The sequence below is a fragment of the Corallococcus sp. AB032C genome (genome assembly GCF_003668935.1).
Classification (GTDB): domain Bacteria; phylum Myxococcota; class Myxococcia; order Myxococcales; family Myxococcaceae; genus Corallococcus; species Corallococcus exiguus.
This window is the reverse complement of record NZ_RAWP01000026.1, coordinates 56,394-82,644: the sequence shown is the minus strand read 5'-3', so window position 1 is coordinate 82,644 and position 26,251 is coordinate 56,394. Positions and strand designations below refer to the sequence as shown.

17 protein-coding genes are annotated in these 26,251 nt (G+C 68.3%); 8 read left to right on the top strand and 9 right to left on the bottom strand.

Going from position 1 to position 26,251, the window contains the following annotated elements; all coding sequences use genetic code 11:
* Nucleotides 1-20: 20 nt before the first annotated feature.
* The gene (locus D7X99_RS14185) at nucleotides 21-629 is read left to right on the top strand and encodes a putative glycolipid-binding domain-containing protein (protein WP_121778274.1); all 609 of its coding nucleotides are present in this window, start codon (nucleotides 21-23) and stop codon (nucleotides 627-629) included.
* A gap of 312 nt (nucleotides 630-941) precedes the next feature.
* Nucleotides 942-1,355 (top strand): helix-turn-helix transcriptional regulator, encoded by a 414-nt coding sequence (locus D7X99_RS14180; protein WP_223639461.1) that lies wholly within the window; start codon nucleotides 942-944, stop codon nucleotides 1,353-1,355.
* Between the two features lie 9 nt (nucleotides 1,356-1,364).
* Here the strand turns inward: D7X99_RS14180 and D7X99_RS14175 are convergent, their stop codons facing one another.
* A complete protein-coding gene (locus D7X99_RS14175; RefSeq protein WP_120579241.1) occupies nucleotides 1,365-1,784 on the bottom strand; it encodes a hypothetical protein in 420 nt (139 codons plus the stop codon).
* A gap of 360 nt (nucleotides 1,785-2,144) precedes the next feature.
* Here D7X99_RS14175 and D7X99_RS14170 point away from each other — a divergent pair, with 360 nt between their 5' ends.
* The 3 genes from D7X99_RS14170 (at nucleotide 2,145) to D7X99_RS14160 (ending at nucleotide 8,107) form a co-directional block, all read left to right on the top strand.
* Nucleotides 2,145-5,189 carry a TonB-dependent receptor gene (locus tag D7X99_RS14170; RefSeq protein WP_121778273.1) on the top strand — a complete coding sequence of 1,015 codons (3,045 nt, stop codon included), beginning with the start codon at nucleotides 2,145-2,147 and terminating at the stop codon, nucleotides 5,187-5,189.
* Between the two features lie 207 nt (nucleotides 5,190-5,396).
* Nucleotides 5,397-6,965, top strand: a complete 1,569-nt coding sequence (locus tag D7X99_RS14165) for an ATP-binding protein (protein ID WP_158624501.1) — start codon at nucleotides 5,397-5,399, stop codon at nucleotides 6,963-6,965.
* 194 nt (nucleotides 6,966-7,159) lie between these two features.
* Entirely contained in the window at nucleotides 7,160-8,107 is a 948-nt protein-coding gene (locus D7X99_RS14160; protein WP_121778272.1) for a hypothetical protein, read from the top strand.
* A gap of 14 nt (nucleotides 8,108-8,121) precedes the next feature.
* On the opposite strand, the gene D7X99_RS14155 is transcribed toward D7X99_RS14160, so the two are convergent.
* The 4 genes from D7X99_RS14155 to D7X99_RS14140 all read right to left on the bottom strand — a co-directional run bounded on the left by D7X99_RS14155 (nucleotide 8,122) and on the right by D7X99_RS14140 (nucleotide 10,987).
* Complete coding sequence (locus tag D7X99_RS14155; protein WP_121778271.1) at nucleotides 8,122-8,607, bottom strand: SRPBCC domain-containing protein; 486 nt, start codon at nucleotides 8,605-8,607, stop codon at nucleotides 8,122-8,124.
* On the bottom strand, nucleotides 8,604-8,966 hold the full coding sequence (locus tag D7X99_RS14150) for a helix-turn-helix transcriptional regulator (protein ID WP_121778270.1): 363 nt from the start codon (nucleotides 8,964-8,966) through the stop codon (nucleotides 8,604-8,606). The genes D7X99_RS14155 and D7X99_RS14150 overlap by 4 nt, the downstream gene beginning before the upstream one ends.
* An 11-nt stretch (nucleotides 8,967-8,977) precedes the next feature.
* Entirely contained in the window at nucleotides 8,978-9,409 is a 432-nt protein-coding gene (locus D7X99_RS14145) for a VOC family protein (protein WP_121778269.1), read from the bottom strand.
* Between the two features lie 84 nt (nucleotides 9,410-9,493).
* On the bottom strand, nucleotides 9,494-10,987 hold the full coding sequence (locus tag D7X99_RS14140) for a hypothetical protein (RefSeq protein WP_121778268.1): 1,494 nt from the start codon (nucleotides 10,985-10,987) through the stop codon (nucleotides 9,494-9,496).
* A 579-nt stretch (nucleotides 10,988-11,566) separates the two neighbouring features.
* On the opposite strand from D7X99_RS14140, the gene D7X99_RS14135 reads away from it, so the two are divergent.
* The 3 genes from D7X99_RS14135 (at nucleotide 11,567) to D7X99_RS14125 (ending at nucleotide 22,813) form a co-directional block, all read left to right on the top strand.
* Nucleotides 11,567-20,578, top strand: coding sequence for an RHS repeat-associated core domain-containing protein (locus tag D7X99_RS14135; protein WP_233613369.1), 9,012 nt, complete (start codon nucleotides 11,567-11,569; stop codon nucleotides 20,576-20,578).
* 503 nt (nucleotides 20,579-21,081) lie between these two features.
* The gene (locus D7X99_RS14130; RefSeq protein ID WP_121778267.1) at nucleotides 21,082-22,305 is read left to right on the top strand and encodes an IS701 family transposase; all 1,224 of its coding nucleotides are present in this window, start codon (nucleotides 21,082-21,084) and stop codon (nucleotides 22,303-22,305) included.
* Between the two features lie 259 nt (nucleotides 22,306-22,564).
* Entirely contained in the window at nucleotides 22,565-22,813 is a 249-nt protein-coding gene (locus D7X99_RS14125; protein WP_121778266.1) for a hypothetical protein, read from the top strand.
* A gap of 10 nt (nucleotides 22,814-22,823) precedes the next feature.
* On the opposite strand, the gene D7X99_RS14120 is transcribed toward D7X99_RS14125, so the two are convergent.
* The 4 genes from D7X99_RS14120 to D7X99_RS14105 are packed head-to-tail and all read right to left on the bottom strand — an operon-like array spanning nucleotide 22,824 to nucleotide 26,204.
* Nucleotides 22,824-23,381 (bottom strand): response regulator transcription factor, encoded by a 558-nt coding sequence (locus tag D7X99_RS14120; protein WP_121778265.1) that lies wholly within the window; start codon nucleotides 23,379-23,381, stop codon nucleotides 22,824-22,826.
* Nucleotides 23,378-24,688 carry an ATP-binding protein gene (locus D7X99_RS14115; RefSeq protein ID WP_121778264.1) on the bottom strand — a complete coding sequence of 437 codons (1,311 nt, stop codon included), beginning with the start codon at nucleotides 24,686-24,688 and terminating at the stop codon, nucleotides 23,378-23,380. Before D7X99_RS14115 ends, D7X99_RS14120 begins: the two co-directional genes overlap by 4 nt.
* Nucleotides 24,685-25,422, bottom strand: a complete 738-nt coding sequence (locus tag D7X99_RS14110; protein WP_121778263.1) for a hypothetical protein — start codon at nucleotides 25,420-25,422, stop codon at nucleotides 24,685-24,687. Before D7X99_RS14110 ends, D7X99_RS14115 begins: the two co-directional genes overlap by 4 nt.
* Nucleotides 25,422-26,204 carry a transporter gene (locus D7X99_RS14105; protein WP_233613371.1) on the bottom strand — a complete coding sequence of 261 codons (783 nt, stop codon included), beginning with the start codon at nucleotides 26,202-26,204 and terminating at the stop codon, nucleotides 25,422-25,424. The genes D7X99_RS14110 and D7X99_RS14105 overlap by 1 nt, the downstream gene beginning before the upstream one ends.
* Nucleotides 26,205-26,251: the final 47 nt, after the last annotated feature.

Here is a 26,251-nt window from a genome sequence, read left to right as displayed (position 1 = left end):
AGCTCCCGGAGTCCCGTCCCATGACGGCGCGCACCGCCCGGCCCGGCGGAGCGCCCGAGGGCCGCTGCCTGCAAGCCCTGACCTGGCGGCGCCTGGAGTCCCCCGGCACCGAGCACTTCGAGCTGTGGGAGTCCGCCGAAGGCCCGCTCCTCTCCGGCACCGTGGTGCTGGTGGGCGAGGGCCTTCCGCTGCTCGTGCGCTACACGGTGGCGTGCGACCCGGACTGGCACACGCGCGAGGCGCGGCTGGCCGTGCACCAGGGCGGCACGCGGCGCACGCTGGTGCTCCAGGTGGATGACCACCAGCGCTGGTGGCGCGACGGGCGCGAGGTGCCGGAGCTGCGCGGGTGCGTGGACGTGGACCTGAGCGTCACCCCCGCCACCAACACGCTGCCCATCCGCCGGCTGGGGCTGGAGCAAGGCCAGTCCCGGGACGTGACGGCCGCGTGGGTGCGGCTGCCGGAGCTGTCCCTGGAGCGGCTGGAGCAGCGCTACACCCGGCTGTCCTCCACCCGCTACCGCTACGAGAGCGCGGGAGGCGCCTTCGTCGCCGAGGTGGACACCGACGCCCTGGGGCTCGTCACGCACTACCCGGACGGCTGGGAGCGCGTCGCCACCGCGGACGGTTGACCCCCCCGGCGCAACCCCGGGGCCCCGAACCCGGACAATCTCCCAGACCTTCCAGGGTTCGCGTGTCGTTTCATGTGGGCTAATGGAGCCATGAACGACGCGCTTCCGGTGGACGGGGGAATGCGGGACTACCTGCCATATAGGGATGGGCCCGGGTGACGTGGCGGGTTATAACGACCTCTGAACTGCTCCGGCGGTGGAGGGGTCGCGAGCCTTGCGGCCACCCCACCGGACGTCACGTGCAAGGTTGATGTGGTGAAAACCCACCCCCGAGGTCCTCTCGCTTCCGGCCGCCTCCGGAAGAAGCCCCGTGTGGCGCCCGCGTCAGCGGCGGCGCTGTCGCGGCGGCAGTTGGAGCGCAAGCTGGCGGTCAGCGTGGGGGCGGCGGCCCGGGCCGCGCGGCTGCGGGCTGGCCTCACGCAGGCGGACGTGGCGGATCGCGTCGGCATCGCGTCGGAGGTCTACGGCCGGCTGGAGCGGGGCAAGATGATGCCCAGCGTCCCCACGCTGTTCCGCCTGTGTCTGGCGCTGCAGCTGTCCGCGGACGCGTCCCTGGGGCTGGCCCTGGCGGCGGCGGCGGGCGCGGGGCTGTGGGAGGAGGACTCCACGGACAAGGACGACCTGCCGGAGATGCGCCGCCTGCTCCGCGCGGTGCGCCGGCTGCCGCGCCCCCAGCTCAAGCTGATGAGCCTGGTGGCCAGCGCCATCCTGCCCACGCGCCGCTGAAGGGGCCTCTCAGGGCGCGGACGCGGGCGGGCGGGCCGTGCCCGCGCGCGGATCGGCTTTCGTCACCCGCCACACCCAGCCGGACGGGGTGGAGTCTCGCTGCGCGGTGTTCACGTCCACCGCGTACACGTCCAGGGTGTGCTCGCCCACGGGCAGGTCCTTCAGGCGCCATGGGGATTCGCAGGGGATGTAGAGGCTGCCATCCAGCGAGCACCAGAACACGGGCTTCAGCGTGGTGGCGGTGAAGACGAAGGTGGCCTCCCTGGAGGGCGTGGCCCCGGGGGGCCCTTCGTCGATGAACGTGTCCGGTCCTTCATTGCCCGCGCGCGCCAGCGACGGCGGGAAGAGCAGCGGCATCAACATCAGGCCCAACAGCAGTGACGCGAGCAGTCCGTGAGGAAGGTAGCGCAGGGACGGCGGGGGAATCATAAGCAGGCTCGCGTGACGCCGGGCGCCACGCGAACCCTGCCTTGGTGCATGTCGTTGGAGAGTGCTCTGGGAGGGTTGGGGCGTTCCACCATGGGCATGGCGTCCGGGAATGGGAAAGGGCGACTTCCTGGAAGGTGGGGATGGATCCGAAATGGGGCGCCCCGTCCCGGGGAGCGGTCCCGTCATCCACGGCGAGACTTGACGCGGAGTGCAAATGTCCTCCAGCGGAAAAGGTCCGCTGCCTGCACGGCCCCGGGCGGGTGGTGATGGCACGCGTCACGGAGCAGCGCTTGTCAGGGCGGACATCCCCTGGCCTCATGGATGCCGGCCGGGACCTTCCTTGCACGAACGCCATCGCCCATGACCTTCGCGAAGAGGAGCACCCCCTGGCACGCCGCCGCGCTGGTGCTTTGCCTGTGCCTGTCGTGGCCGGCGCTGACCGCTCGAGCCCAAGCTCCTGAAGCGGACCCTGGCAGTGCCCGGCTGGGCGACACCCTGGACGCGGGCCTGCCCGTCACGCAGGAGAACCTCACCACCGGCGCCGCCCCGCGGAGCATGGACGCGCCGTGGACGGAAGGGGACGGTCCCCAGGACGGGGGCACGGGTACGGTCGCGAAGGAAGCGGACCTCCAGCGCACCACGGATGGCGGCTGGGCGGTGGAGCCCGGCGCGGCGGCTGCTGGCGTGGACGGGGGGCCGCTGGCCGCCTTCGTGCCGCCCGCGCTGGTGAGGGACTCGCCCGCGCCGTACCCGCCCCGGCTGGTGGGCGAGGGCGTGGCGGGCACGGTGAAGCTGGAGCTGCTGGTGGACGAGGCGGGCGAGGTGGACTCCGCCACGCTGGTGGACGGCGTGCACCCGCTGCTCAACGAGGCCGCGCTGCACGCGGCGCCGTCCCTGCGCTTCTCTCCCGCGATGATGGAGGGCCAGCCCGTCGCGGTGCGCCTGTTCTTCGAGTACCGCTTCGAGGCGCCCGTCCCGATGGCCACCAGCGCGGACGGCGGCGTTCCCATGCCGCAGGGCCCCATCACCCTCAAGGGCCTGGTGCGGGAGAAGGGCAACCGCCGGCCGTTGATTGGGGCGACGCTGGTGTCGGACGCGGCGCCGGACTCGCCGGTGCAGACGGACGAGAACGGCCGCTTCGAGGCGCGCTTCCCCACGGGCGGCCAGGCGGTGCGCGTGTTCGCCCCCGGCCACAAGCCCGGCCTGTTCCGCGAGGCGCTGAAGTCCACCGAGTCGCTGGAGGTCGTCTACGGCCTGGAGCCGCTCGTGCTGAACCCCTACGAGACGGTGGTGCGCGGCGACCGCGAGCGCACGGAGGTGAGCCGCATCACGCTGCACGACGCGGAGCTGCGGGAAGTGCCCGGCACCATGGGCGACCCCTTCCGCGTGGTCATGCTGCTGCCGGGCGTGGGCAGCATGCTGTCCGGCGTGGCGTACCCGGTGGTGCGCGGCAGCCAGCCCGCGTCCACGGGCTACTTCCTGGACGGCATCCGCATCCCCATCCTCTTCCACCTGTTCCTGGGGCCCGCGGTCATCCACCCGGACTTCCTGGACGCCATCGACTTCTATCCGGGCTCGCCGCCGCCGCGGTACGGCCGGCTGATGGGCGGAGCCATCGACGGACGCCTCACCCGGCCTCGCGATGACCGCGTGCACGGCAGCGCCTACGCGGACTTCATCAACGCGGGCTTCTTCATCGAGACGCCCTTCAAGTCCACCGGCACCAACGTCAGCCTCGCGGGCCGCTATTCCTATACGCCGTGGATCATCGCGCTGGCGGCCAATCAGTTGCAGGACCCGCCGCCGCCGGGGCGCACCAACCCGAAGGTGGTGTTGGACTTCTGGGACTACCAGGCCCGCGTGGAGCAGGACGTGGGGCAGGGCAAGCTGCGGCTGTTTGCCTTTGGCTCGTCGGACACCTTCGGCTCGGAGGCGCAGGACGACCAGGGCGACACCGCGCTCCAGTCCGTCGCCTTCCACCGCGTGGACCTGCGCGGCCGCCACCCGCTGGGCAAGGGCGAGCTCGAGATTGGCGGGACGTGGGGCCTGGACCGCTTCGCCGTCGTGTCGCGCGGGCCGGACAACGGGAACGAAATCTACATCGACCAGGGCAACTTCTCCGGGCGCCTGGGCTACAGCGTGCCATGGGATGAGCGGCTGGTGCTGCGCGCGGGCGCGGACCTGGAGCACAAGCGCGCCATCGTGGACGTGCTCACGGTGGAGAACGGCCAGGAGGTGGAGGAGGACACGGTGCGCGTGCCCGTGGCCCTGGCCACCTTCACCGGCGCGTACGCGGAAGCCGTGTGGATGCCCAATGACAAATGGACGGTGGTGCCCGGCCTGCGCCTGGACAGCTACCACCTGTCCGGCGGGTTCGACCACAAGGTCATCGAGCCGCGCCTCACCGTGCGCCACAAGCTCACCGACACCGTGACGCTCAAGGGCGGCGCCGGCATCTTCCACCAGCCGCCCACCACCCTCATCAGCCTGCCGGTGGTGGACGTGGGCAGTCTGTTGTTGGGACTTCAGGAGGGCGTGCAGCTCTCCACGGGCGTGGAGTGGAAGGCCTTCGACAAGTGGGAGGTGGGGCTGGAGTTCTACGTGAACCCCATGCTGCGCACCATCGAGCTCACGCCCTTCTCCGACGAAGGCCTGACGAACGACCTGGACGACATCGGAGACCCGGGAGACCCGGACGTCGTTGAACCTCCGCCCGGTGGGGGCCCCCCTCGCCAGGATGGCTTCCGCCGGGTGCGCGCGCGGCAGATTGACGTTGATAGACCGCCCGTCAGCCGGGACGACTGGGACATCCCGGACTTCACCAGCCATGGGCTGGCGTATGGGTTGGAATTGCTCATCCGCTACCCGCTGGGGAACAACTGGTTCGGCTGGCTTTCGTACAGCCTCCAGCGCAGCACGCGGCGGACCACCTTCTATCGGTATGACTCGTCAGGTCGGGCCGTCTCCGAGGACAGCGCGGACCTGCCCTTCGCGTTCGATCAGACACACATCCTGAACCTGGTGGTCAGCCACAAGTTCTCCAACAACATCACCCTGGGAGGCGTGCTCCACTTCAACAGCGGACGCCCGGAGTACGGCACCCTGGGAAGCCAGACGCACCGCGAGGGCGTGGACGCAGACGGCCGCCCCGCGTGGGTGCAGGTGGATCGCGATCAGGTGGACCGGCTGCCGCCCTTCTTCCGCTTCGACCTGCGCGTCTCCAAGGCCTGGGCCTACGAGACGTTCACCCTGGAGGCCTACCTGGACATGCTCAACGTCACCCTCAACACGGAGACGCTGGGCTTCGACTACCTGGGCGGCGGCTACAGCCGGCAACCCCTGACCAAGAGTGCGGTGGGACTGCCCATTGCCCTGCCCATCATTGGCGTCAAGGGCCGGTACTGACCTGTCCTGAAGGGCAGGTCCACTGCTCGGGGGTGAACCGATTTTCGCGCACCCTGCCCTCCAGGGCTGCTCCACTCTTGGCCAGATGTGTCAGTATTCCGTGAGACGCGGGTTTTTCCAGCCTGCCCGGCACCGACGTGAAGGGTGGGGGAACAGACCTGTAGCGTCGGGGGGAGCACGATGATGGGTTTGTCCTGGGGGCCGGGAATGGCTCCGGCATGGGAACTGCCCGCTGACAGCGAGACGCCCTGCGTCCTCCTCGAGCCGCTGCACGGGGAGACAGGCGAAGCGCTCGACTTCCGCTGGACGTCCATGAACGTCCCGGCGGAGGGCTGGGTGCGCTCCCTGGAGCTGGGCCGTCACGTGTCCCTGTGGACGCGGGAGGGCGCCGCGCTGTTCGACGTGGCGACGTTCGTGCGCGTGCTGATGCGGGGTGTTCCGCATGTGGGCCTGCTGCCGGGGGACCCGGCGGGGCGGCGGTACGTGGTGGTGCGGCACGGAGAGGGATTGGCGCTGTGGCTGTTGCCGCGCGACGAGGGCCAGGCGGCGGACGCGCATCAGGCGGAGCGGGAGCGGGCGGCGCGGCAGGAGGTGGAGGCGGCGCTGGCCAGGGCGGAGCAGACGGTGAGCGCGCTGCGGGAGGCGGAGGAGCGCTACCGGCTGGCGACGCGCGCCACGCATGACGTGCTGTGGGACTGGCACTTCGCCACGGACCACGTGCGGTGGGACCCGGGCACGGGGAACGCGTTCGGCCACGCCACGTCCATCCTGGAGCACAAGCTGGGCTGGTGGGGCGAGCGCGTGCACGACGACGACCGGGACCGGGTGGTGGACCGGCTGGTGGAGTTCGTCGCGTCCACGGGCGACGTCTGGAGCGAGGAGTACCGCTTCCAGCGCGCGGACGGCAGCTGGGCGCATGTCCTGGACCGGGGCGTGCTGGCGCGCGACGACGAGGGGCGCCCGGTGCGGATGATTGGCTCGATGATGGACGTCACCGAGCGCACCCGCCAGATGGAGACGATGGTGGAGGAGGCGCGCTTCCGCGAGCGCTTCATCGGCATCCTGGGGCACGACCTGCGCAACCCGCTCAACGCCATCGTGCTGTCGGCGCGGGCGCAGAAGCGCCGGGGGCCGCTGGAGTGCACGCCGGAGCAGCACCGTCAGCATGCGCAGCGGATTGAGTCTTCCGCGACGCGCATGGGGAACATGATCGCGGACCTGCTGGATTTGACGCGCGCCCGGCTGGCCGGCGGCATCCCGCTGCGCAAGGCCCCCACGGACCTGGGGGCGGTGTGTCAGCAGGTGGTGGACGAATTGTCCGCGGCGTACCCGGACCGCGCGGTGGCGGTGGACGTGGACGGCAAGGCGGAAGGGGAGTGGGACGCGGAGCGGCTGGCGCAGGTGCTCTCCAACCTGGTGGGCAACGCGCTGGAGCACGGCAGCCCGGACTCGCCGGTGTTCCTGCGCTGCTGGGCGAAGGGCGAGCACCAGGTGCTGGAGGTGCAGAACCCCGGTGCGCCCATTCCGGAGGAGCTGCGCGAGCGGCTGTTTGATCCGTTCCACCAGGGCGAGGGCGAGCGTGAGCAGGGCGGCCGGCGCAACAGCGGGCTGGGGCTGGGGTTGTTCATCGTGAAGGAGATTGTCCTGGCCCACGGGGGGACGGTGGAGGTGACGTCGACGCAGAAGGACGGCACGACGTTCACGGTGCGGCTGCCTCGGCCGCCGCGCCCGAAGGCGAAGGCGAAGGCCGGCCGGAGCAGGACGCGGACTGCCTGACCTTTTTGGAAGGGGTGAGCGTTCGCAGCCATGCGCTGAGGGAGGGAGCGTCCGCCGCCGCACGCCGCGCGTGTTGTGCGAAGGACCGAAGGGGATGGGCCGGGAGGGCAGGGGTGCTGCTCGCTTCGTCGGAGTGCGTTTACCGGTTGATCAGGCCGCACGGCTCGTGAGGCCCTCACGCGGAGGCAGTCCCCATGCAGCTCAATCCCCCTCGCAATGTTTCATTCCGTTCCTCCCCCTGGACGGCGCTCTTCTGTCTGGCCGCGGCGCTGGTGGGCTGCGGTGCTCCCCTCGACGAAGCCACGGAGGTGACGGGCCAGTCCTCGGACGCGCTCGTCTCCTCCAATGGCCTGACGGTGAATGGCCTGACGGTGAATGGCCTGACAGTGAATGGGCTGACGGTGAATGGCCTGACAGTGAATGGGCTGACGGTGAACGGGCTGTCCACGAACGCGTTCCAGACCTGGTTCCAGCAGGATCCCGCCACGGCGGAGATGGTGATGCGCTACGTGGTGAGGTGCTCGATGGCGGCGGGGATGACGCTGACCTACCAGTCGCCGTCCACGGGGAAGAGCTACCTGTGGGACGGGAGTCTGGGATTGGCGCCGGGGTGGGCCGGGGGACAGCCGGCGACGGTGGCGGAGCAGCAGGTGGTGAGCGCGTGTCTGGCGGCGCACGCGAACAAGTACGGCGTGCACGTGAACATCTCCGTGCTGGGGCGCGACGCGGTGGGCGGGACGATGCCGTACTCCACGGACGAGCTGAGCACCTACAACGAGAAGGAGGCGTGCTTCTTCGGCAACCTCTTCACGGGCGAGGGCACGTTCGCGGCGAACGACGGCGCGTACCTGGACTACGACGAGAGCACGGTGCGCACCTGCGGCCTGTCGTCCTGGAGCGACACGACGGCGTGCACGCCGATGAAGCACGTGGGCGCGTGCCGGTACTACTGCACGCTGGACGCCACGCGGACGTACTACACGCGCTGCACGTACAACGGCGTGAACTACCGGCCCATCACCACGCGCATGCTGCCCCAGGATATCTACCGCTGCGGTGACGGCGTGTGCCAGCTGACGGAGAAGTGCGGCGGCAGCAACACGGCGGACAGCTGCGCGGCGGACTGCGGCCCCTGCAAGTAGTCCGCGGGGCTTCCTCAAGTGGAGCGGGGCCGCGCGGCGTGGAGCCGGTAGCGCGTGACGAGGTCCCCCCACCAGCGGCCGATGGTCGCGACAGTGGCCGGTCCATCCTGGCCGTGGCGCACGGGGTGGTCCATGCGGATGGCGTCCCAGCCCCGGTGCTCGAGCACCACGCGGGTGCCGCCGAAGGTGGGCTCGAAGCGGACGTCGACCTCGGTGGTCTCTCCGGGGGCGAAGTTGCTCGCGCGCCATTGGAAGACGAGCCGCGCGCCGGGCTCCCAGACGAGCACGCGGCCGATTTCGTAGACGTCGTTTTCGCAGGACTCCAGCAGCCGGCCGCCGGGGCCGGGCGGTTCGAAGCGCAGGACGCCGCGAGGGTTCTGGAGGCCGCGGTAGCGCGGGCCCTTCTTCCACCAGAGGTCGGTCTCCTCGGTGAAGACCTCGAAGGCGTCCAGCGGGGACACGGCGACGAAGGTGGTGACGCGGGCGCGGTCGGCCGTCATGACTTGCGGCCTCTGGAGGGCTTCGTGCCGCGGGTGCGTTCGGCGTGGGCCTTGAAGGCGCCCATTTGGTCGCCCCAGAAGGACTCCACCTCGTCGAGCCAGCCGCGCAGGGCGGCGAAGGGCTCCGGGCGCAGCGAGTAGACGCGCACGCGGGCATCGTCCGCGTCGATGCGTTCCTCCACGAGCCCCGTCTGGCGCAGCACGCGCAGGTGGCGGGACATGGCCGGGGGGCTCATGTCGAACGCGGCGGCCAGCTCTCCGGCGGGGTGGGGCCGGTGGCGCAGCCGGTCCACGACGCCCCGGCGCGTGGGGTCGGCGAGGGCGGCCAGGGTGCGGTCGAGCGCGGACGGGGTGGCCATGAGTGAGGAACCTACTTCGGGCCGAAGACGCGCTGGGTGAACCACCAGCGGTGGCCTTCGAGGTCCTCGGCGCCGTAGGTGCGGTTGGTGCCCCAGTCGTCGCCGTAGTTCTTGGTCTCGGGCTCCATGAGGATGACGGCGCCGGCCGAGCGCGCCTGGGCGCAGTGGGCGTCCACGTCGTCCACGTAGACCGTGAGGGTCTGCGTGTTGACGCCCCCGTGCAGGCGGGGGCTCTGGTGGAGGCCGTGGCGCCCGGAGGAGTTCACCATGATGACGCCGTCGCCGTAGGCCAGCTCCGCGTGCACGATGCTGTTGTCCGCGCCCTCCACCTTGAGGCGCGTCTGGAAGCCGAACGCGCGCTCCAGCCAGTCGATGGCGGCGGGGGCGTCCACGTAGAAGAGGCTGGAGGAGATGCGCGGCCAGTCCTCGGGGATGGGCTTCATGGCGGTGACTCCGGGCGGACGAGGTTCGTTAACGTCAGGGTGAATGGTTAACCCTGACGTTAACTATCGTCAACCCGTGGTCCGCTAGAAGACGCCTGGGAGAGGCCGGTCGCGGCCGGGCATCCGGGGGGCCTGGCGGGGGTCCTTTGGCGGTTCCACGTGTGGCCCGAGGATGGCCGGCAGGGAGGCGGTGAGCTTGCCCACGTACAGCAGGCCCTGGAGGCTTTCGGTGGCGGAGGTCTCGCGCATCTGGATGTACGGGCTCAGACCGGCGCGGGCCGCCACCGTCGGCGCGGGCGTGGCGCCCACGATGCCGCAGACCAGCTTGCTGTCGCGGTTCAGGTCGCAGCCCCATCGCGTGCCCTGCGCGTAGCTCATGTCCAGGACGACGAGTGAGCGGTCCTTCATCAGGTGGGCCATGGGGGTGAAGGACGGGTCCCACTGCGTGCCCTTCTCCATCTGCGTGTGCGTGTTGCCGGCGAGCACCACCTGGACCTCGTCCGGCTTCACGGCACGGCGCTTCGTCCAGACCTGGGCCAGGGCCGCGTCGCGCTCGCTGCCGTTCATCAGGTCCGTGTCGTAGGCCACCACCGTCACCCTCAGGCCCGCCGCGCGCAGGGCCCGCACGCGGTCGATGAGTTCCATGACGGCGCGGCTGCTGCGGCCGTCCTGGTACGTGCGCGTCCAGAAGCGGCCTTCCAGCAGCGCGTCCTGGTCGGCGGGGGCGCCGGGGCTGGACAGGTACGCGTCCACGCGCGCCTGCTCCGTGTCGGGGATGGACAGGCCCAGTGTCACCGCGAGCCCGGATTGGGCCGCCTGGCACACCACGTGGCCCACCACGTCCGGCACTTCGTTGGAGCCCAGCTGCTCGCCGATGAGCAGCGTGAGGCCCGGGTGCAGGAGTTCCGGCAGGCCGCGCACGGACGTGGTGCACGGGCCTTCCGCGACGGCCTCATCCTTCCAGCGCTCCAGGTAGAACTCCGGCGCGCGGACGGGGGCGGGGCGTTTGTCTTCCGCCGCGTTACCGGCGAGGACTTCGACGGAGGGCGCGGACTCCAGCCGCAGCGTGAGGGCCTGCTCCAGGTCCAGGTCGCGGGTGCCGTGCTGGGCGCCTCGCAGCATGGACAGCCGCTTGGTCTCCGCGTCGTCGATGCTGAAGTCGACTTCCTTCACGAAGGGATTGGACACTTGCTCCCCGCGTTCCATGTAGACCTTCCACCACACCTTCTTCCACTCAACGTCATTGCCCGCCGCCTGGTGCGTCATGCGGAAGATGCGCACGACGGACTGGCGCGGGCTCAGTGCAATGCCTGTCACCAGGTAGCGCGTGTATGTGGTGTTGCGCGAGCCGGCTCGGTCGGGCTCGGACCAGGTGGTGACGAGCTGGTTGGGGTCCTCCGTGTCCTCGAACGTGTAGCCCTGTTCCTCCAGCAGCTGGCGCGTGGCGGCGAGCGCCTCCGTCAGCGGCTTCTGGAAGACGTGCTCGTACTTGGGCAGCTCCGCTTCGGGTGCACGCTTCGAATGGGCACAGCCGATGGACAGCAGGGTCAATGCGACGACGAGCCAACGACAATGCATTCTGCCCCCCTGAGAGAAATGCAAAGCGCCTCTCAGTAAAGCCTATGTCGCGCCGGAAAGGACAGAGGGGCCCATCCCACTTCGTGGACAACGGGTCCGGAGCTTCGGACTCCCCGAAGACGAGTCCCCGCTATCCAATGCAGGCAAGGAGGTTGCATTGAATGGGGCGGAAATCCATGCAGGCGCCTTGAGTCAAGGCCCCTGAGGGAGCGTCTGATGCAAGCGGGCCGATGGGTTGTCGTGTTGCTGGTGTTGGGGGTGGCATGGGTGTCGAGAGCGGAAGGCGACGCCGTGGGATGGCAAAGCCGCCTCGCACTTCATGAGAAGGCCGCGGTGCGGGAGGACCCCAGGCAGATGCAGTCGCGTGCCGCCATCGTGGCCACCGATCAGACACGATCCTTCGAAGCTGCCCGGCTTGCATGGGAGGCGAAGCGGGACACCCCCCAGGAGCAATTGGCGCAATCCCTGTTGAAGGCGCGTGCCGAACTCGGCCCCAGGCCCGCATGGTGGATGCGATTCTGGCATTCCACGTCAGTGGGGGAGGCCGAAAAGGCGGCCTTTGCGCGCTCCAGGGATGAATTGCTGCGAGCCAGAAGGCAGCTGAAGAAGGTCGAGCTCGCGGATGAATCGGCCCGAGCGCGCAGACAGTTGATGCTGCTGGAGTTCGATCAGCAGGTGGAGTCGCTCGATACGCTGATGAAAGGTGGCTTCTCCCGGGCATGGGAGATGGCCTTGGGTCGGTTTCCGCAGGACGGAATCGCTCGTCTGCGAGAGAGCAGTTCCCTCCTGGAGGCGGACCTCGCCGTGGAGGACGTGACGCAGGTCGCCCGCATCGAAAAGGTGGTGATGACCGACCTGCAGGAAGGCGTGGTCGGGCAGCCCCTTCCCCAACCTGTGGCGGTGCGGGTGACGACCGCCAACGGGGAACCGGTGCTCGGGGCGGTTGTGACCTTCAAGCGCGCGAGTGGCTCCCAACCCGGTTTCCGTCCCGTCGGTGGCACGGGACAGGCCCAGGCTCAACTCCAGGCGACCACGGATGAGAATGGTCTGGCCGCGGTCCAGGTGCTGCCGGACACGAACATCCCCCGCTTGTCTTTCTTGAGGCAGGGAACGCATTTCCCCCAGCGGCTGGGCTACAACGCCGTGACGGCGGAGACCTCCAACGGCACCCAGACCTTCGTGCTGGATGCGCCGTTTATCGAGGTGGGGTTGCCGGACGCGCCGTACCAGATTCAGGCGTTCGCTGTTCCGCCGTCGACCGAAGTGGGATTGCAGATGATTGCCCCCTTCTCGGGAAAGGTGCTGGATCGCTATGGAAATGCTCTGGCCAATCAGCAGGTGACGTGGACCCAGTCCCCCGCGACTGGGCGATTCTTCCGGTATCAGGATTCGACGACCGCTCAGGTCCTGGATCCCAGCAATCCCATGCAGCTGCTGACGATGCAGGAGTGGTCGGACGTCGATGGCTGGCTGAGCGCGGGCTACATCCCAGGCATGACCGCGGGGTACTACGCCGTGACAGCCTCCGTGGGAGGCCTTTCTCGCGCGTTCGGCGTCTCCGCCACCATCCCCACGGCTCGATACACCCTGCGGGCGACCTACAACGGTGACTTCAACGGCGTCTATCAGACGGCTGGTCCCGAGGTACTGGTCGCGCAAATCCTGCGCTGGCCGGTGGGGGCCCCTGGCTGGGTGCCGGTTCGTGGCGACGAGGCCGGGCTCGAGGGCGTGGCGGTGGGCGTCTATACGGTCGCGGAAGACGACACCATCCTGGATCTCTTCGTGGCGACTCCGGCTACGACGGGCCCCGAACCCCTGGACGATGAGGACTCGGTGGCATTCCGGCCGAGGTACCTGGTGGAGAATGGACCGCAGTGGGTGATCTTCGTCGCGGAGGCGTACGAGCGAAAAGCGAACGGGCAGCTCGTGGAGGTGTGTTGCGGTCAGGAGCTTTACACCCAGCAGACCTCGACCGTTCCGACCTTGCAGGCCCGTCGGCGATTGCAGGATGGCTCGATGGTCGTGGCGGGAGGTCAGGCATCGACGTCTGACTCGGGATTGGGGTTCTTCGTCGTCAACAAGAGCTCTGACAATCTGTATGTCCGGGTGACGCTCCAGCCCAACGTGCCTGGAGACGATGTCCTGGTCCTGGATTCCAGTCTGCAAAGGGACGCGGACGGAGACATCGTCCTGCCGGCGTCCTCCAACGTTCAGAAGGCCCTGTCCCTGGCGGCGGGAACGCAGGGAGGACGGGTCCGCTTCGAGCTGTATGCGAAGGATTACTCCGCGACTTCCTCTGTGAAGGTGTTGCAGGCCACCGAGGACGTGGACCTGCGTCCCCCGGAGCCGGGCCTGTTCGTGGCGGGGCTTCCGCTGCGGGCACGTTGGGTGCTGCCGGTATGGGATTTCGTGTCCGCGTGGAAGCCGGCGCCCGGTGAACCTCCGCTGGACGACGCGCAGTCGCCCATCGCCTTCGGCGCTCCGCTCGGCATGAAGGCTTTCGTGAACGGACGGCTGGTGGTTCGCCGCGGAGCGATGGAGGTGGCGAGCGCGCAGGTGCTGGCGAACGCCGCGGGCATCACCCAAGTCTCCTCGCTGGGGGGCGCCGCCATCGTGCTGGGGCAGGAGGGCTTCGCGGTGATGGAGGTCCCGCCCGGGTCGGTGGGACAGGAGACGGTCCGGGTCACGCTCATTCCGGACAATCCCAATCAGGCATCCCTGAACAGGGAGGCCCCTCTCACGACCACGGTGGGGACGGTGGGCAAGCTGCCCGTGGGCCACACCTTCGTGAAGGGCGTCAGCGTGGTGGACGGCCACCTGGTGAAGCAGGCCGTGGACGTGGAGGCCCCCAGCCGGGGCCTGGGACTCTCATGGCAGCGTGCCTATGCCAGCGGCGACTCCGTGGAGGGTGCGCTGGGCCTGGGCTGGACGCACGCGTACGAAGGCGCTGTGCAGCCGCTGTTGGGGGTGGGGGGAGGTTTCCGCTACGCGGTCACCAGCGGCGAGGGCGGCGGGCAGGTGTTTGCCTGCACGGGAGATGGCACGGGATGCGTGGCCCAACGCGGTTACCACGGCACGCTGCGGGTGGAAGGCGTGGGAGCCGCACGGGAGTACGTCTTCCGCGCGAAAGACGGGACGGAGTACCGCCACGGCCGGCTCGACAGTGCGAGCTTCCCCGTGAAGTACCGCCTCACCTCCGTCGTGGCGCCCACGGGACACCGGGTGCTGATGCGCTACGGCGATGCCTCGGTCGACGGGGCGCTGACGCGGGTGTTCGACGAGGCGAGCGGGCGGCTGTTGGAACTGGGCCACGTACGCGAGGCAGGCCATCTGCGACTGAGCACGGTGGAGCTGCGCCACGCCACCTCGGTGGATGCGACGTCCACGACCTTCCTCGGCGTCTGCGTACAGTACGGCTACGACAGCCAGCAGCGACTGGCTTCCGTATCTCGCTACGACGGCGTGTGCGGGGGCGGCAGCCCCTTGCGGACGGAGTCCCATGCCTACGCGGAGGGGGCCTCGGAGGTGGGGCGGACGCGGCTGACCCGGTACACGGGGCCCAGTGGTGAAGTGATCCGCTACACCTACTACGGCAGCACGGAGGCGATGCCTGGAGAGGACGCCTTCCTGCTGCTGATGGAGAAGGACGCGCGGGTGAAGCAGGTGGTGGAGGTGCTGGAAACCACGCCGCTGCGGGAGGCCACCACCACCTTCACCTATTCCATCGCGCCGGAGTCGAGAACCCTGTTGGGGCAGTCCCTCACCACGTACCGCACGGCGGTGAAGGGCCCTCGGACCGAGGTTCCCGAGTCCCTCTACTGGATGATGGCGACCGGGGCCGTGGTGGAGACGGAGAAGCCTCTGTCGGAGGGCGTGGTCGCGCGGACCAAGGCGCTCTGGGATTCGGTCCACCGGGTGCGCGAGACGGAGATGGACGAGCGCGGGCGTGTCACGCACCTCGTCTACGACACGCGAGGCAACCTGGTGGAGCGCCGCATCGCGGGAACCGCGCTCCCTGCACAGGGGGAGGCCGCGGCCACGCTGCCCGTGCTCGACGCGCAGGGGCAGCCCGTCGCGGAGGTGGTGGAGAAGTGGGGCTACGAAGCGGGCTTCAACGCGCAGGTCTGCCACGTGGACGCGGAAGGCTACGCCACCGTGTCCCAGGTGGATTCCTCCGGAGATGCGCCCGAGGACGTGCTGCCCTTGGGGACGGGGCGCCTGCTGGAGACCCGGCGCTACGTGAACCGTGTGCCGCGCGCCGTGCTGACCTCCTCCGCGACCTGTGAGGAGGCCGTGGCCTCGTTGCAGGAGACGTCGAAAGACGTCGTGCTGAGCTGGCGCTACTGCGGAGTTGAAGGCGCGGCCTGTCCGCCGCTGTCCGTCACGGGTGATTGGGTGGAGAGCGTGGGGGCGGACGGGCACCGGGAAAAGGCCACGGCGTACGACGTCTACGGCCAGCTGCGGACCAAGACGCTCCAGGTGAGCGGAACGTCCACGGTGACGGTGCAGACCGTCTACGACGCTCGCGGCCGACTGGAGGACGAGCAGGATGGCCTGGGCCGCCATCGGACCCAGGCGTGGGACGGACTGGACCGGGTGAAGCGCGAGGAGTGGGTGAATCCTCACGGTGAGGGGCAGGTGCGCACGGCGCTGTATTACCCGGGCGGTCAGCTCCACTACGAGACCCTGGGAGCGGACTTCGTCCGAGAGCATTGGCTGGACGCCGCGGGACGGCGGGCGCGCACGGTGGAGTCCGGGGGCGGTCTCTCCGGCTCGCTGGAGACCCGCTATGGCCATGACGACGCGGGCAACCGCACGTCCGTCGTGGACCGGCGCGGTGTCCGCACGACCACGGTGTACGACTTCGCGGACCGTCCGGTGGAGGTGCGGGTGGCCGTGGCGGACGGGCCCCGGTTCACGTCCCAGGGTGGAAGCAGCGACGAGGTCGGCAAGAGCCACACGCTTTCCCATGTCACCTACGATGCCGTGGGCAACAAGGTGGCGGACGAGGATGTGTACGGCTTCGACCGGAGCTACCGGCTGGACTCGCTCTACCGTGTCGTCGAGGAGCAGAGCCCCGAGGTGCAGGGCGCGAGTCATGATGCGCCTTCCGTTCGTTACACGCAGACGTTTGCCTATGACCTGACGGGGCACCGGGTGCGGCAGGTGGATGGGAACGGTCACGCTGCGACGGTGGAGTACGACTTGCTGGGGCGTGCCACGGTCCAGACGGACGCTGTGGGGCGGGTCGAGCGGCGCGTCCATGACGGACGGGGCAACGTGACGGAGGCGCGCTGGGAGGCGGGAGGAGTCCAGCATCGGATGCGCATCACCGCGTATGACGGCTTGAGCCGCGTGCTGTCCATGACGGAGCGGGTCGCTACCGATTCAGGCGAGGCTGTCTACACGGCGCAGACCGTCCATGACGACGTGGCACATGTCGAGTGGACGCGCGATGCACGGGGCTTCGTCCAGGCCCGGCACCAGGACGGGCTGGGACGCGTCTTCAAGGGGGTGGAGGACGCCGCAAATGGACCGCTGTCGCGCCAGCCGGACGACCCGAGGGTGGGGCCCGCGCTCAACCTGGTCCACACCGTGGAGTACGACCGCTATGGCCATGAGTCCGCCGGAGTGGATGCGCTGGGCCGGCGGACGGAAAAGGTACACGACGCGCTGGGCCGGCTACTGGAAGTGCACCGCCCCATGGAGGTCTCCGAGAGCCAGTCGCATGACGGGGAAGGCCATGTCATCCGCGCTATCGATGGGCGCGGCGTGGAGCGGCGCTTCACCTACGACGCGTTGGGGCGGCCGCGAAGCGAGACCCTGATGGAGAGTCTGTCCCAGGGGGGGCAGTCCCTGACGGTGAGCGAGCGCACGTATGTGGATGCTCCGAACCCTGAGGCGCTGACGCGCGAGGAGGTGCGGGACGCGCGGGGGCAGCTCACTGTGACGTACCGCGACGGACTCCGGCGTGTCGTCCGTCACACGGACGCGGCGGGATATGCCTCGGACACCTGGTTCGATGCGCTCTACAAGCGCGTGGAGAGGAATGCGAAGGGGCACCTCACCCGCTTCGCCTACGACGCCGTGGGCCGGGTGCTGAGCCAGTCCGAAGCCGCGTCGGCGAGCGGCCCGGCGGCCTACGGCCAGAGCTGGCAGTACGAAGATGCGACCCGCGAGCGGACACACTGGGACCGGCGCCAGGTACCTACGGTGCACCGGGAGGATGGTCTGGGGCGCAAGGTGCACTCCTCGCGGGGGCAGGGCCAGGATGTGGCGGAGGAGTCCTGGATCCATGACGCCGCGGGGCAGGTCGTGCGGGCGGTGGATGCGAATGGCTACGCGACCACCCGGCTCTACGATGGAGCGGCGCGTCTGGTGGAGGAGACCCAGGGCGCCGGAACGGCGGAAGCGGCGACGACTGCGTTCCAGTACGACGCCGCCGGTCAGCTGACCCAGCAGAAGGGACCCCGCGCCACGGGCGTTCTCTTCGATGCGCGCTACACCTACGACGACCTGGGCCGGCGCGTGCGCGAGGAGAATGCGCTCGGGCAGGTCACGGCATGGGCCCATGACGCCGCGGGCAACCGTGTGTGCATGAACCCGCCGCTCGGCGCTCCCTCGCTTTCACATGGTGGGGCGGTCGGGCTGACGCTGGCGCAGGTAGAGGAGGAGAGCTGCGCGGGCACGTACGTGACGTGGTACGCCTATGACGAGCAGAGCAAGCTGCTGTCCGTCACGGATGCCGCCGGTGGGCTCACGTCCTATGTCTACGACGCGGCCCGCAACTTGGTGGCGAAACAGGACGCGAACGAGAGCCTCACGACCTACGAGTACGACGTGCGCAACCTGCGCACGGCCGAACACCAGCACCTGGACTCGCATGCGCGGTTGACGGCGGCCCAGCGGAGCCAGGTTCCGCTGTTTGAGGCTGGCGCGACGCCGTCGGGCAACGTGGGCACGCTGACGTGGCGCCACACATATGACGCGAACGGGAATCCGGACTCCATGGTCGACCCGAAGGGGCAGTCGACGGTGTCTGGGTATGGGCTCCTCGACCGGCTGGAGTCACGCGTTTATTCGCAGCATGCGCAACCGCGAGAACTGCCGTCGGTGGACGCGGAGGGCTTCGCGTATGACGGTAACGGGAACCTCCTGCATGAGTCACAGCTCAAGCAGACGCCAGGCGGCGCGGTGGAGGAGGCGACGACGTACACGTATGACGCGCTCGAACGTGTGAAGACGCGACTGAGGGAGCAGGACGGAAAGCAGCTCTCCTTCGAGTACGACGACATGGGGCACCGTACGAGCGTGACGGACTCGGACGGAGTTGCAACGGGGTATGGGTACGATGCCCTGGGGCGCCTGAGGCAGGCGACCCTTCCGGTCGGCAACGTGGAGTACCGGTACTGGCCGGACTCCTTGCTCAAGGGCGTGGTGTGGCCCAACGGCTTGTCGGAAGGGCGCTGCTATGACGCTGCCGGGCAGTTGGTTGAGTTGGTCACTGTCCGAGGCACGGTCAGCGATACGTGTCAGGCGAGTGGGCCGGTGGTCAGCCGGTTCGAATACACCTATGACGCCAACGGGAATCGATACTTGCAGGCGGAGACGCGCACGTCCCCCTCGACGCAGGTGCTGGGCGCCAGGGAGAGGACCCAGTACGGCTACGACGTCTTGAATCGGCTCACAGGAGTGGCTGGGCCTGACCTGAAAAGCACGCTGTATCGGCTGGATGCCGTGGGTAACCGCACAGGCGAGCGTCAGGCTTCGACTCGATGGGTGAGGGGGCTCGGGCCCGATGCCTACTCCAGCGTGCAACCCAAGGCGCTCACGCGCGATGTCACCGCGACCTTCAATAGGGTGAGCTGGCTGCGTGGGTTGGAGGACGCGAAGGACGCCACGCGGAACACGGTGCTGAACTACGATCTTGTGGGCAACCTAGTGGAGAAGGTGACGCAGGCCAGCACCCGCACCTTCGCCTGGGACATCCGCAACACCCTCACCGCCGTGTATGACAACGGGCAGGAGGTGGGGCGGTATGACTACGACAGCGACCTCCAGCGGACGCAAAGGCACACGGCGTCTGAGGACGTCGCGTATGTGCTTGATGATGGCTTCATCGTGCAGGAGTTGGATGGAGCCCAGTCCACTCACCCGTCGAAGCGGCGCTACCACTACGGCGGAGGCCCGTTGGCCGTCAGCGAGGTGGCCTCTGCTGCGACGAACTTCCTAGGGATGGATGCGCTGGGAAGCGTGACGGATGCGCTGTCCACGAGCGGCGACGTCACGGCGGCTCGGCAGTACGACGCCTGGGGCAGCCACAAGAGTGGATCCGCGCCCACGGCCAGTGAGTTCAAGCTGGGCTACACGGGGCACCAGTACGACGTGGAGACGGGGCTCACGTATGCGCGAGCCCGGTACTACGACAGTGAGCTGGGGCGGTTCATCTCAAGGGACAGCTACGAGGGCTTGCTGAATGATGCTCCGAGCCTGCATCGGTACGTGTACGCAGCGAACAATCCTCTGCGATACACGGACTTCAGCGGGCGCTGCTTCTGGGATGACAAATGCATTGACTACATCAAGGAGGACTGGAACGACGCGCTCGTGACGCTTGGGCTGCGGGATGCTCCGGCGGATCCGCGTGAAGAGCAGCCGATATATCACTCAGAGGCGGATGCGATTCGCATTCGACAGCCACAGCCCCCCAAGCTCCGGGAGTACGTGGCCGTAGAGAGCCACACAAGTCCGGGAGGGCTCAAGGAATTCAAGAGCGAAGCAGAGTTGTTTCACGCGCGGCGCAAGCAGCAAGAGTACCTTCAGTTTCAGGGAGCTGCGCTGGTCGCGGGCGCGGCGTTGACTGTTGCTGTACCTGTTGCGGCGCCGCTCCTGGTGGAGACCGCTGGAGTGTCTGCTGCAGGAGCAGGGTGGTTCATGCTCGCAGGAGAAACTGCGAGTGGAGTTCTCGCAGAATATGGAATGACGCGGCAAGTGACGCCAGAGGGCGTTCTGTTGTCTGGTGCAACTGCAGGGCTGTCTAGCCTGAGCGCTATGAGGAACCTTCGTACGCTTGAGGAAGCGGCACTCGCAAGGGCTACTGTCTCAGCAGCGGATTCCGAGGGGGTTCGGATCGCTGAGGAGATCCTCAATGGTCCCTCTAGCGCGGCCCCAGGATATGCACGGAAAGCTGCGGCTGAGAGTGAAAGGGTTACCGCAGAGAGCGTTATGCGGGCTTTGCGTCAAAGCAAGGCGGTTGAGGGTGCGGCTGCAGCAAAGTTGATTAAGCGGGGAACCGTAAGGTTGAGGTTGTTTACTCGAGATCCACTGGGAATGAGGCGTGGCGGACTCCAGCCATACTTTACGAACGAGTTGCATGTGTATGGTGCTCGAAGTCCGAGGCAGGCTGCTGGTGTGGCCGTCCATGAAACGAAGCATTTTCTGCAGCGGTTGACACCGGAAACTTATGGGCGGCATCATGAGTTTGAGGCCTATAAATGGCAGTCGAGAGTAGATTCGCGTGCGGCGAGTACTGATGAGGAAATTTGGGAGATTATCAACTTGAGCCCGCTTTATCGGAATGTGCCGGAGTGATTGAGATGTCGAGATCGGATGGTGGCCCTGATGATGGTCTTGGCTGTTCTGCCTGTGGCGGGGAGTTGGAGTTTTTGGAGCAAGTGGGAGCGACAGCCTTTTATCGATGCCGGGGCTGTGGGAAAAAGCAGGCGTTCCATGTGGTTCCAGATCCTGAGGAGCTTTATCGCGCGTTAGGCCCTAGGGGCCGGCTCAAGGTAAGTTGGAAAAATCAGGAACCTCGGGCTCGCGATGCGTTAGCGCTTCGGCAACTCGTTCAGGAGTTCAAGGAACTGTCAGTGGGTGATGTCCTTGCCAGGATTAGGGGGCACGGTGAGTGGGTGTTTGATGGGTTGACTTCTGGCATGGCCGAGGAGTTGAAGGAGAGGGCTCTGGCATTGGGTTTGTGTGTGGTTGTGGAGTTTCCCGATTGACGGTGCTGATTAATCCTACAGCTGTAGTTCGGAAGACTACGCGGTCCTCCTCTTGTTGAAGAAACAGGAGGGGGAGGTGCGAGACTTCCCATGCAGCAGCCATCGGGCACAGAAGAGAAGGCACCGGAAGTCCGGCTGGTTGGCCGTCTCGTGACGGAGCTGGAGGCGGTCGGCACCTGGATGCAGCCGCACTTCCGCAGGCGCGAGGCTTATGCCGCCGCCGTCGAGTACATGAAGGCCCTGCTGGGGCGGGCGCAGCGCAAGAATGTGTGGGGCCTTTCGGAGGATGCAGGGCATCGAGCGCCCTATGCCTTCCAGCACCTGCTACTGCGTGCGAAGTGGGACGCGGATGCGGTGCGCGACGACGTGCTGGAGTACGCGCGCAGGGCGTTGGGTGAAGGCGGCATTCTCGCGGTGGACGAGACGGGCTTCCTGAAGAAAGGAGAGAAGTCCGTGGGCGTGGCGCGCCAGTGCACGGGCACGGCGGGCAAGGTGGAGAATGCGCAGGTAGGCGTCTTCCTCTCGTACGTGACGCCTCTGGGGCACGCCCTGGTGGACCGGGAGCTGTACCTGCCAGAGCCGTGGGCGGAAGACGCTGCCCGCCGCCAGGCGGGAGGGATTCCGGATGAAGTGGGCTTTGAGCCCAAACCGGCCTTGGCGCAAGGCATGCTACAGCGAGCGCTGGGCGCAGGACTGAAGCCCGCGTGGGTGGTGGGGGACGAAGTCTATGGACGCGACAGCACGCTGCGCCGATTCCTCGAAGACTTGCACCAACCCTATGTGCTGGCAGTGGCCTCCAACACGCACGTCTGGCGAGGCTTCTACCAGGTGAAGCCTGGCGACATGGTGAAGGAGGTACCTCCAGAGGCCTGGGCGCGTCTGTCCGCGGGCGCGGGCGCCAAGGGCCCACGCCTCTGTGACTGGGCGCGCATGCGTCTCAACCGGCACCTGGGCCTGTCGCGGTGGCTGCTATTTCGCAGAGGCCTCGCGGACGGCAAGGTGTCCTTCTACGTCGCCCATGCCCGACGCAATGCCTCGCTGGAGTCGCTCGTGCGCGCGGCGGGCAGTCGGTGGGCCGTGGAAGAGGACTTCGAATCGGCCAAGAACGAGGTGGGCCTCGCCGACTATGAGGTGCGCACCTGGACGGCCTGGCATCGGCACATGACATTGTGCCTGGTGGCCCACGTCTTTCTTGCCGCCGCGCGCGCCGTGGCCAATCAGCAACTCCAGGAGGGCCTGCCCCCAAAAGCGCTCGGCCTGCCGAGGCGCAGAAACCCCATGCGCGCGTTTCTCGCCCGGCGCGGCCTTCACTGACGGCCTTCGTCCGCTACTCCGTCCAGGAAGTGCGAGCGCTCCTGGTCGCGCTACTTCGGCGCACGGCGGCTCCACTTGCCCATGTCCTGGCGTGGAGTCGCTGGCGACGCCACCACCAAGCCGTGGCCATGCAATGCCACTACCGGGCCCGAAAGGCGCGGTTCAAACTGCAGCTGTAGGAGTAATGGCTGTGCGAATGTGGGCTGTCTTGGGCGAACCGGACCGCTCGCCGTGGAGCCGGGAAGATCATCTCGTGTAGATGAAACTCCTCTTCCTGGCCTGGCTCAGGTCCGAGTACGGCGGTCAGCCTGAATACGTGCAGTTGTTCGGTGCGCTTCCGCTCAGCGTCGAGTCATTCGACCAGGGATGGTTCGTGGAGCGGTTCTACTTCCCTGAGCCCGTTTCCGAGGTTGAGAAGGCTTTGAAGCCCGACGTCGTCCATGCCCTGCGGGAGACCGGACAACCGAACGTGGATGCGTGGATCTCGGCACTCCGGCAACGGAAGTGAAGACCCCGCGTCAGCGCGACGGCGGATACTTCTGCAGCTTCCGCTGGAGCGACCGGCGGTGGATGCCCAGCTTGCGCGCGGCTTCGGAGATGTTGCCGGCGCTGTCCGCGAGCACGCGGTGGATGTGTTCCCACTCCGCGCGCGCCAGTGATGGCGCCTGGAGGGTCTCTGGTGCCGCGACGTTGGGTGCCTCTTCGGCGCGCGCGAACGCCGCCAGGATGTCGTCCGCGTCCGCGGGCTTCGGCAGGTAGTTCACCGCTCCCAGCCGGATGGCATCCACCGTCGTGGAGATGCTGCCGTAGCCCGTCAGCACGATGACTCGTGTGGACGCGTCCACGGCCAGTAGGTCTCGCACCAGCTCCAATCCGCTTTGCCCCGGCATGCGCAGGTCCACCACTGCGTACTCGGGTGACTCGCGCCTTGCCGCGACCATCGCCTCGTCGTGGTTGCCTGCTGTCGTCACGTCCCAGCCGCGATCGCGGAAGGCCCGCGCCAATCGCTCGCGCAGGGTGCTGTCGTCGTCCACCAGCAGCAGGCTGGGACGTTGATCCACTGGGGCCGTGCTCATGCCGCCGCCTCCTTCGCATCCACCCCCGGCAGACGCAGGCTCGCCGTTGTGCCTTCTCCTGCCTTCGAGCGCAGCTCCAGCGCCCCGCCCAGCTGCTCCGCCAGCGAACGCGCCAGGAACAGCCCGAGGCCCATGCCTTCTCCCGGTGCCTTCGTGGTGAAGAACGGCTCTCCCGCGCGTGTCAGCACCGCCTCCGGCATGCCCTGGCCTTCGTCGCGCACCTCCAGCCGCGCTCCCGTACCCTCCGGCAGCACCCGCAGCTCCACGCCTCGACCCACGGGCGTCGCCTGGAGCGCGTTCTTCACCAGGCCCCTCAGCACCCTCGCCAACGCTCTCGGCGGTCCGTGGACGGGATGCGCCTTCAATGCTTCCGGCACGTCCACCTTCACGCGCTCACGGCCGGACAACTCCGACAGCGTTTCCTCCACCAGCCGCTCCAGAGGGATGGCCTGGAAGGGCTCGCCCGTCGTCTGGCCCGCGTCCGCCGACATCTGCACCAGCACGTCCCGGCAGCGGTCCACCTGCTGGCGGATCAGTCTCAAATCCTCTCTTACGGATTCAGACGTCTGTGACGCCGCGAGCGCCCGCTCCAGCTCCTTCGCCACCACCGCGATGGTGGACAAGGGCGTGGACAGTTCATGCGCCGCTCCCGCCGCCAGTGTCGCCAGCGAGGCCACCTTCTCCTGCCTCTCGTGCCTCGCCCGCGTCTGCTCCAATTCCTGCTCACGCCGGGCCAGCGCCCGCGTCACTCGCTGGATGAAATACACGATGAAGCCCGCCGCCACCGCGAACGCCACCCACATTCCGCTCAGGTGCAGCCGCATCAACTCCGCGTGGTCCGGCTTCTCCAGACCCGGCAGCGTCACGTCCTGCAACACGAACAGCGACCCGAACGCCAACAGCGTGAAGCCCAGCATCGCCCACGTGCGGCGCGGCGGCAGCAGCACCGTGCCCAGCGCCACGTTCACCAGGTACAGGGTCGTGAAGGGATTGTGCGTCCCTCCGCTCAACGCCAGGAGCCCCGTCAGCACCAGCGTGTCCCAGAGCATCAGCCCGAAGATGGCCGCCTCCGCCACCGGCCTCGCCCTCGTGAGCCCCGCTCGCACCGCCGCGTTCGTCACCGCCTCCAGGCCCAGCAGCGCCACCAACGCGGGCACCGGCAGCACCAGCTTCAGACCCCACGCCGCCACCGCCACCAGCACCGCCTGCCCCATCAGCACGCCCCAGCGCAGCCTCAGCAGCCACACCAGGTTGATGCGGGCTCGGAGCGAGGGTTCGGAGGAGGAGGGCGGTGGAGAAGACGTCATGGCGCGACGGAGGACATCGCCACGGAGCGGGCCACCGTGTCCAGCGCCGAGGCCGCTGCCCCGGGCGACTCCAGGTCCACCGTGGCGAGCCACGTGTCCCAGGCGAGCGCGAAGGTGCGCTCGGCAGCCGGCTCGTCTTCGGACAGCGTCAGTTCGTCCAATACCACGTCCACCGTGGCGATGTTGGATGTCACCAGCCGGAAGGGCTGGGGCTCACCGCCGCCCGCCGGCACCCGCGTCCCCTCCAGCCACAGCGTGCGCCCCACCATGTCCACACCGTGGGCCACGTCCGACAGCCCCTCCGCGTCCGCGTCCGCGGCCTCGAAGGTGAGTCTCGCCCGGCAGTAGCGCCCCGGCGGCGGACGCACCGTGCCCAGCGTCAGCACGTTCCCGTCCGGCCGCTCCAGGCCACTGACGTGCGGCGTGCCCAGCCTCAGCGGCGACCCCTCCGAGTGCGCGTGCGCCGTGCCAATGGGCGACAGTGCCCTCAAGAGCCGCCACCCCAGCGCCTCCTCGCATGGCTTCAACTCCACGCTGTTCAGCGCCACGTAGCCGCGCGTCAGCGTGAGCACCTGGCCGTCCGCTCGCGTGAAGGAGCGCTCTCCTCCCGCCGCCTGCACGCCTTGCGCGGTGGCCCGGTGCTCCAGGCCCAGCGTGACGGTCATGCCGTCCACGCGCTCGCCACACGCGCTCAGGCCCAACAGCAACAATCCCAGACGCGAGGCGCGGATCATCACAGGTCGTACGCGAGCGAGAGCACCGCGATGGGCGTGGACGACACCCGGCGCAGTTGGTTGACGACAGGAATGCGCACCCCGGCCTGCACCACCACGTCCATGCCCGGGCTGAAGAGGACGTCCGGCGACGCGTACGCGATGAAGCCTCCTCCGGCCTCCTCGGGCGTGCCGTTCGTGTCCGGCGCTTTCTCCGCCCGGGTGTCCACTCCCAGCCGCACCGCCCACCTGGGGGACGGCTGGTATTGCGCCGCCACCTGCGTGCGCACCGACGCGCCCAGCCGGAAGTCGTCGCGCCCTCGCGAGGGCAGGAAGCCCAGGGCGCTCGCGAGGAACGACCAGTTGCCCCGGAAGCCCTGCCACGCCAGCCCCGCCATCGGATCCACGGAGCCGCTGCCGGGCTGCGCGTCGATGCCCAGCGTCGTGCCGTCCCTCGCGTGCAGCCGGGGGCCCGTGGGCAGCTTCACCCCTCCCACCACGCTGATCAGCTGGTCCGGCGAGAACTCCTTGTCCTTCCACACGAACGCCTTCGCCGTCACGTCGATGTCGCCCAGCCCCCAGCCGCGCTCCAGTCCCAGGCTCACGTCCTGGACCTCGCGGGCCTGGAGCGGCAGGTTCACCGCCAGCACCAGCCAGGGCCTGGGCGCGTACGCCACCGCCACGTCCATGCGCAGCTCGCGCAGCCGCTGCGCGTCCACGCCCGTCACCCCTTCCGTGTGCCCCCACGCGCGCAGCATCGTGGACAGCCGCAGGCGCCCTTCGAAGGGCTGCTCGCCTCCCATGGACGTGAGGGTGGGGTCGCCACACGCACAGCTCGCGCAGGCCCAGG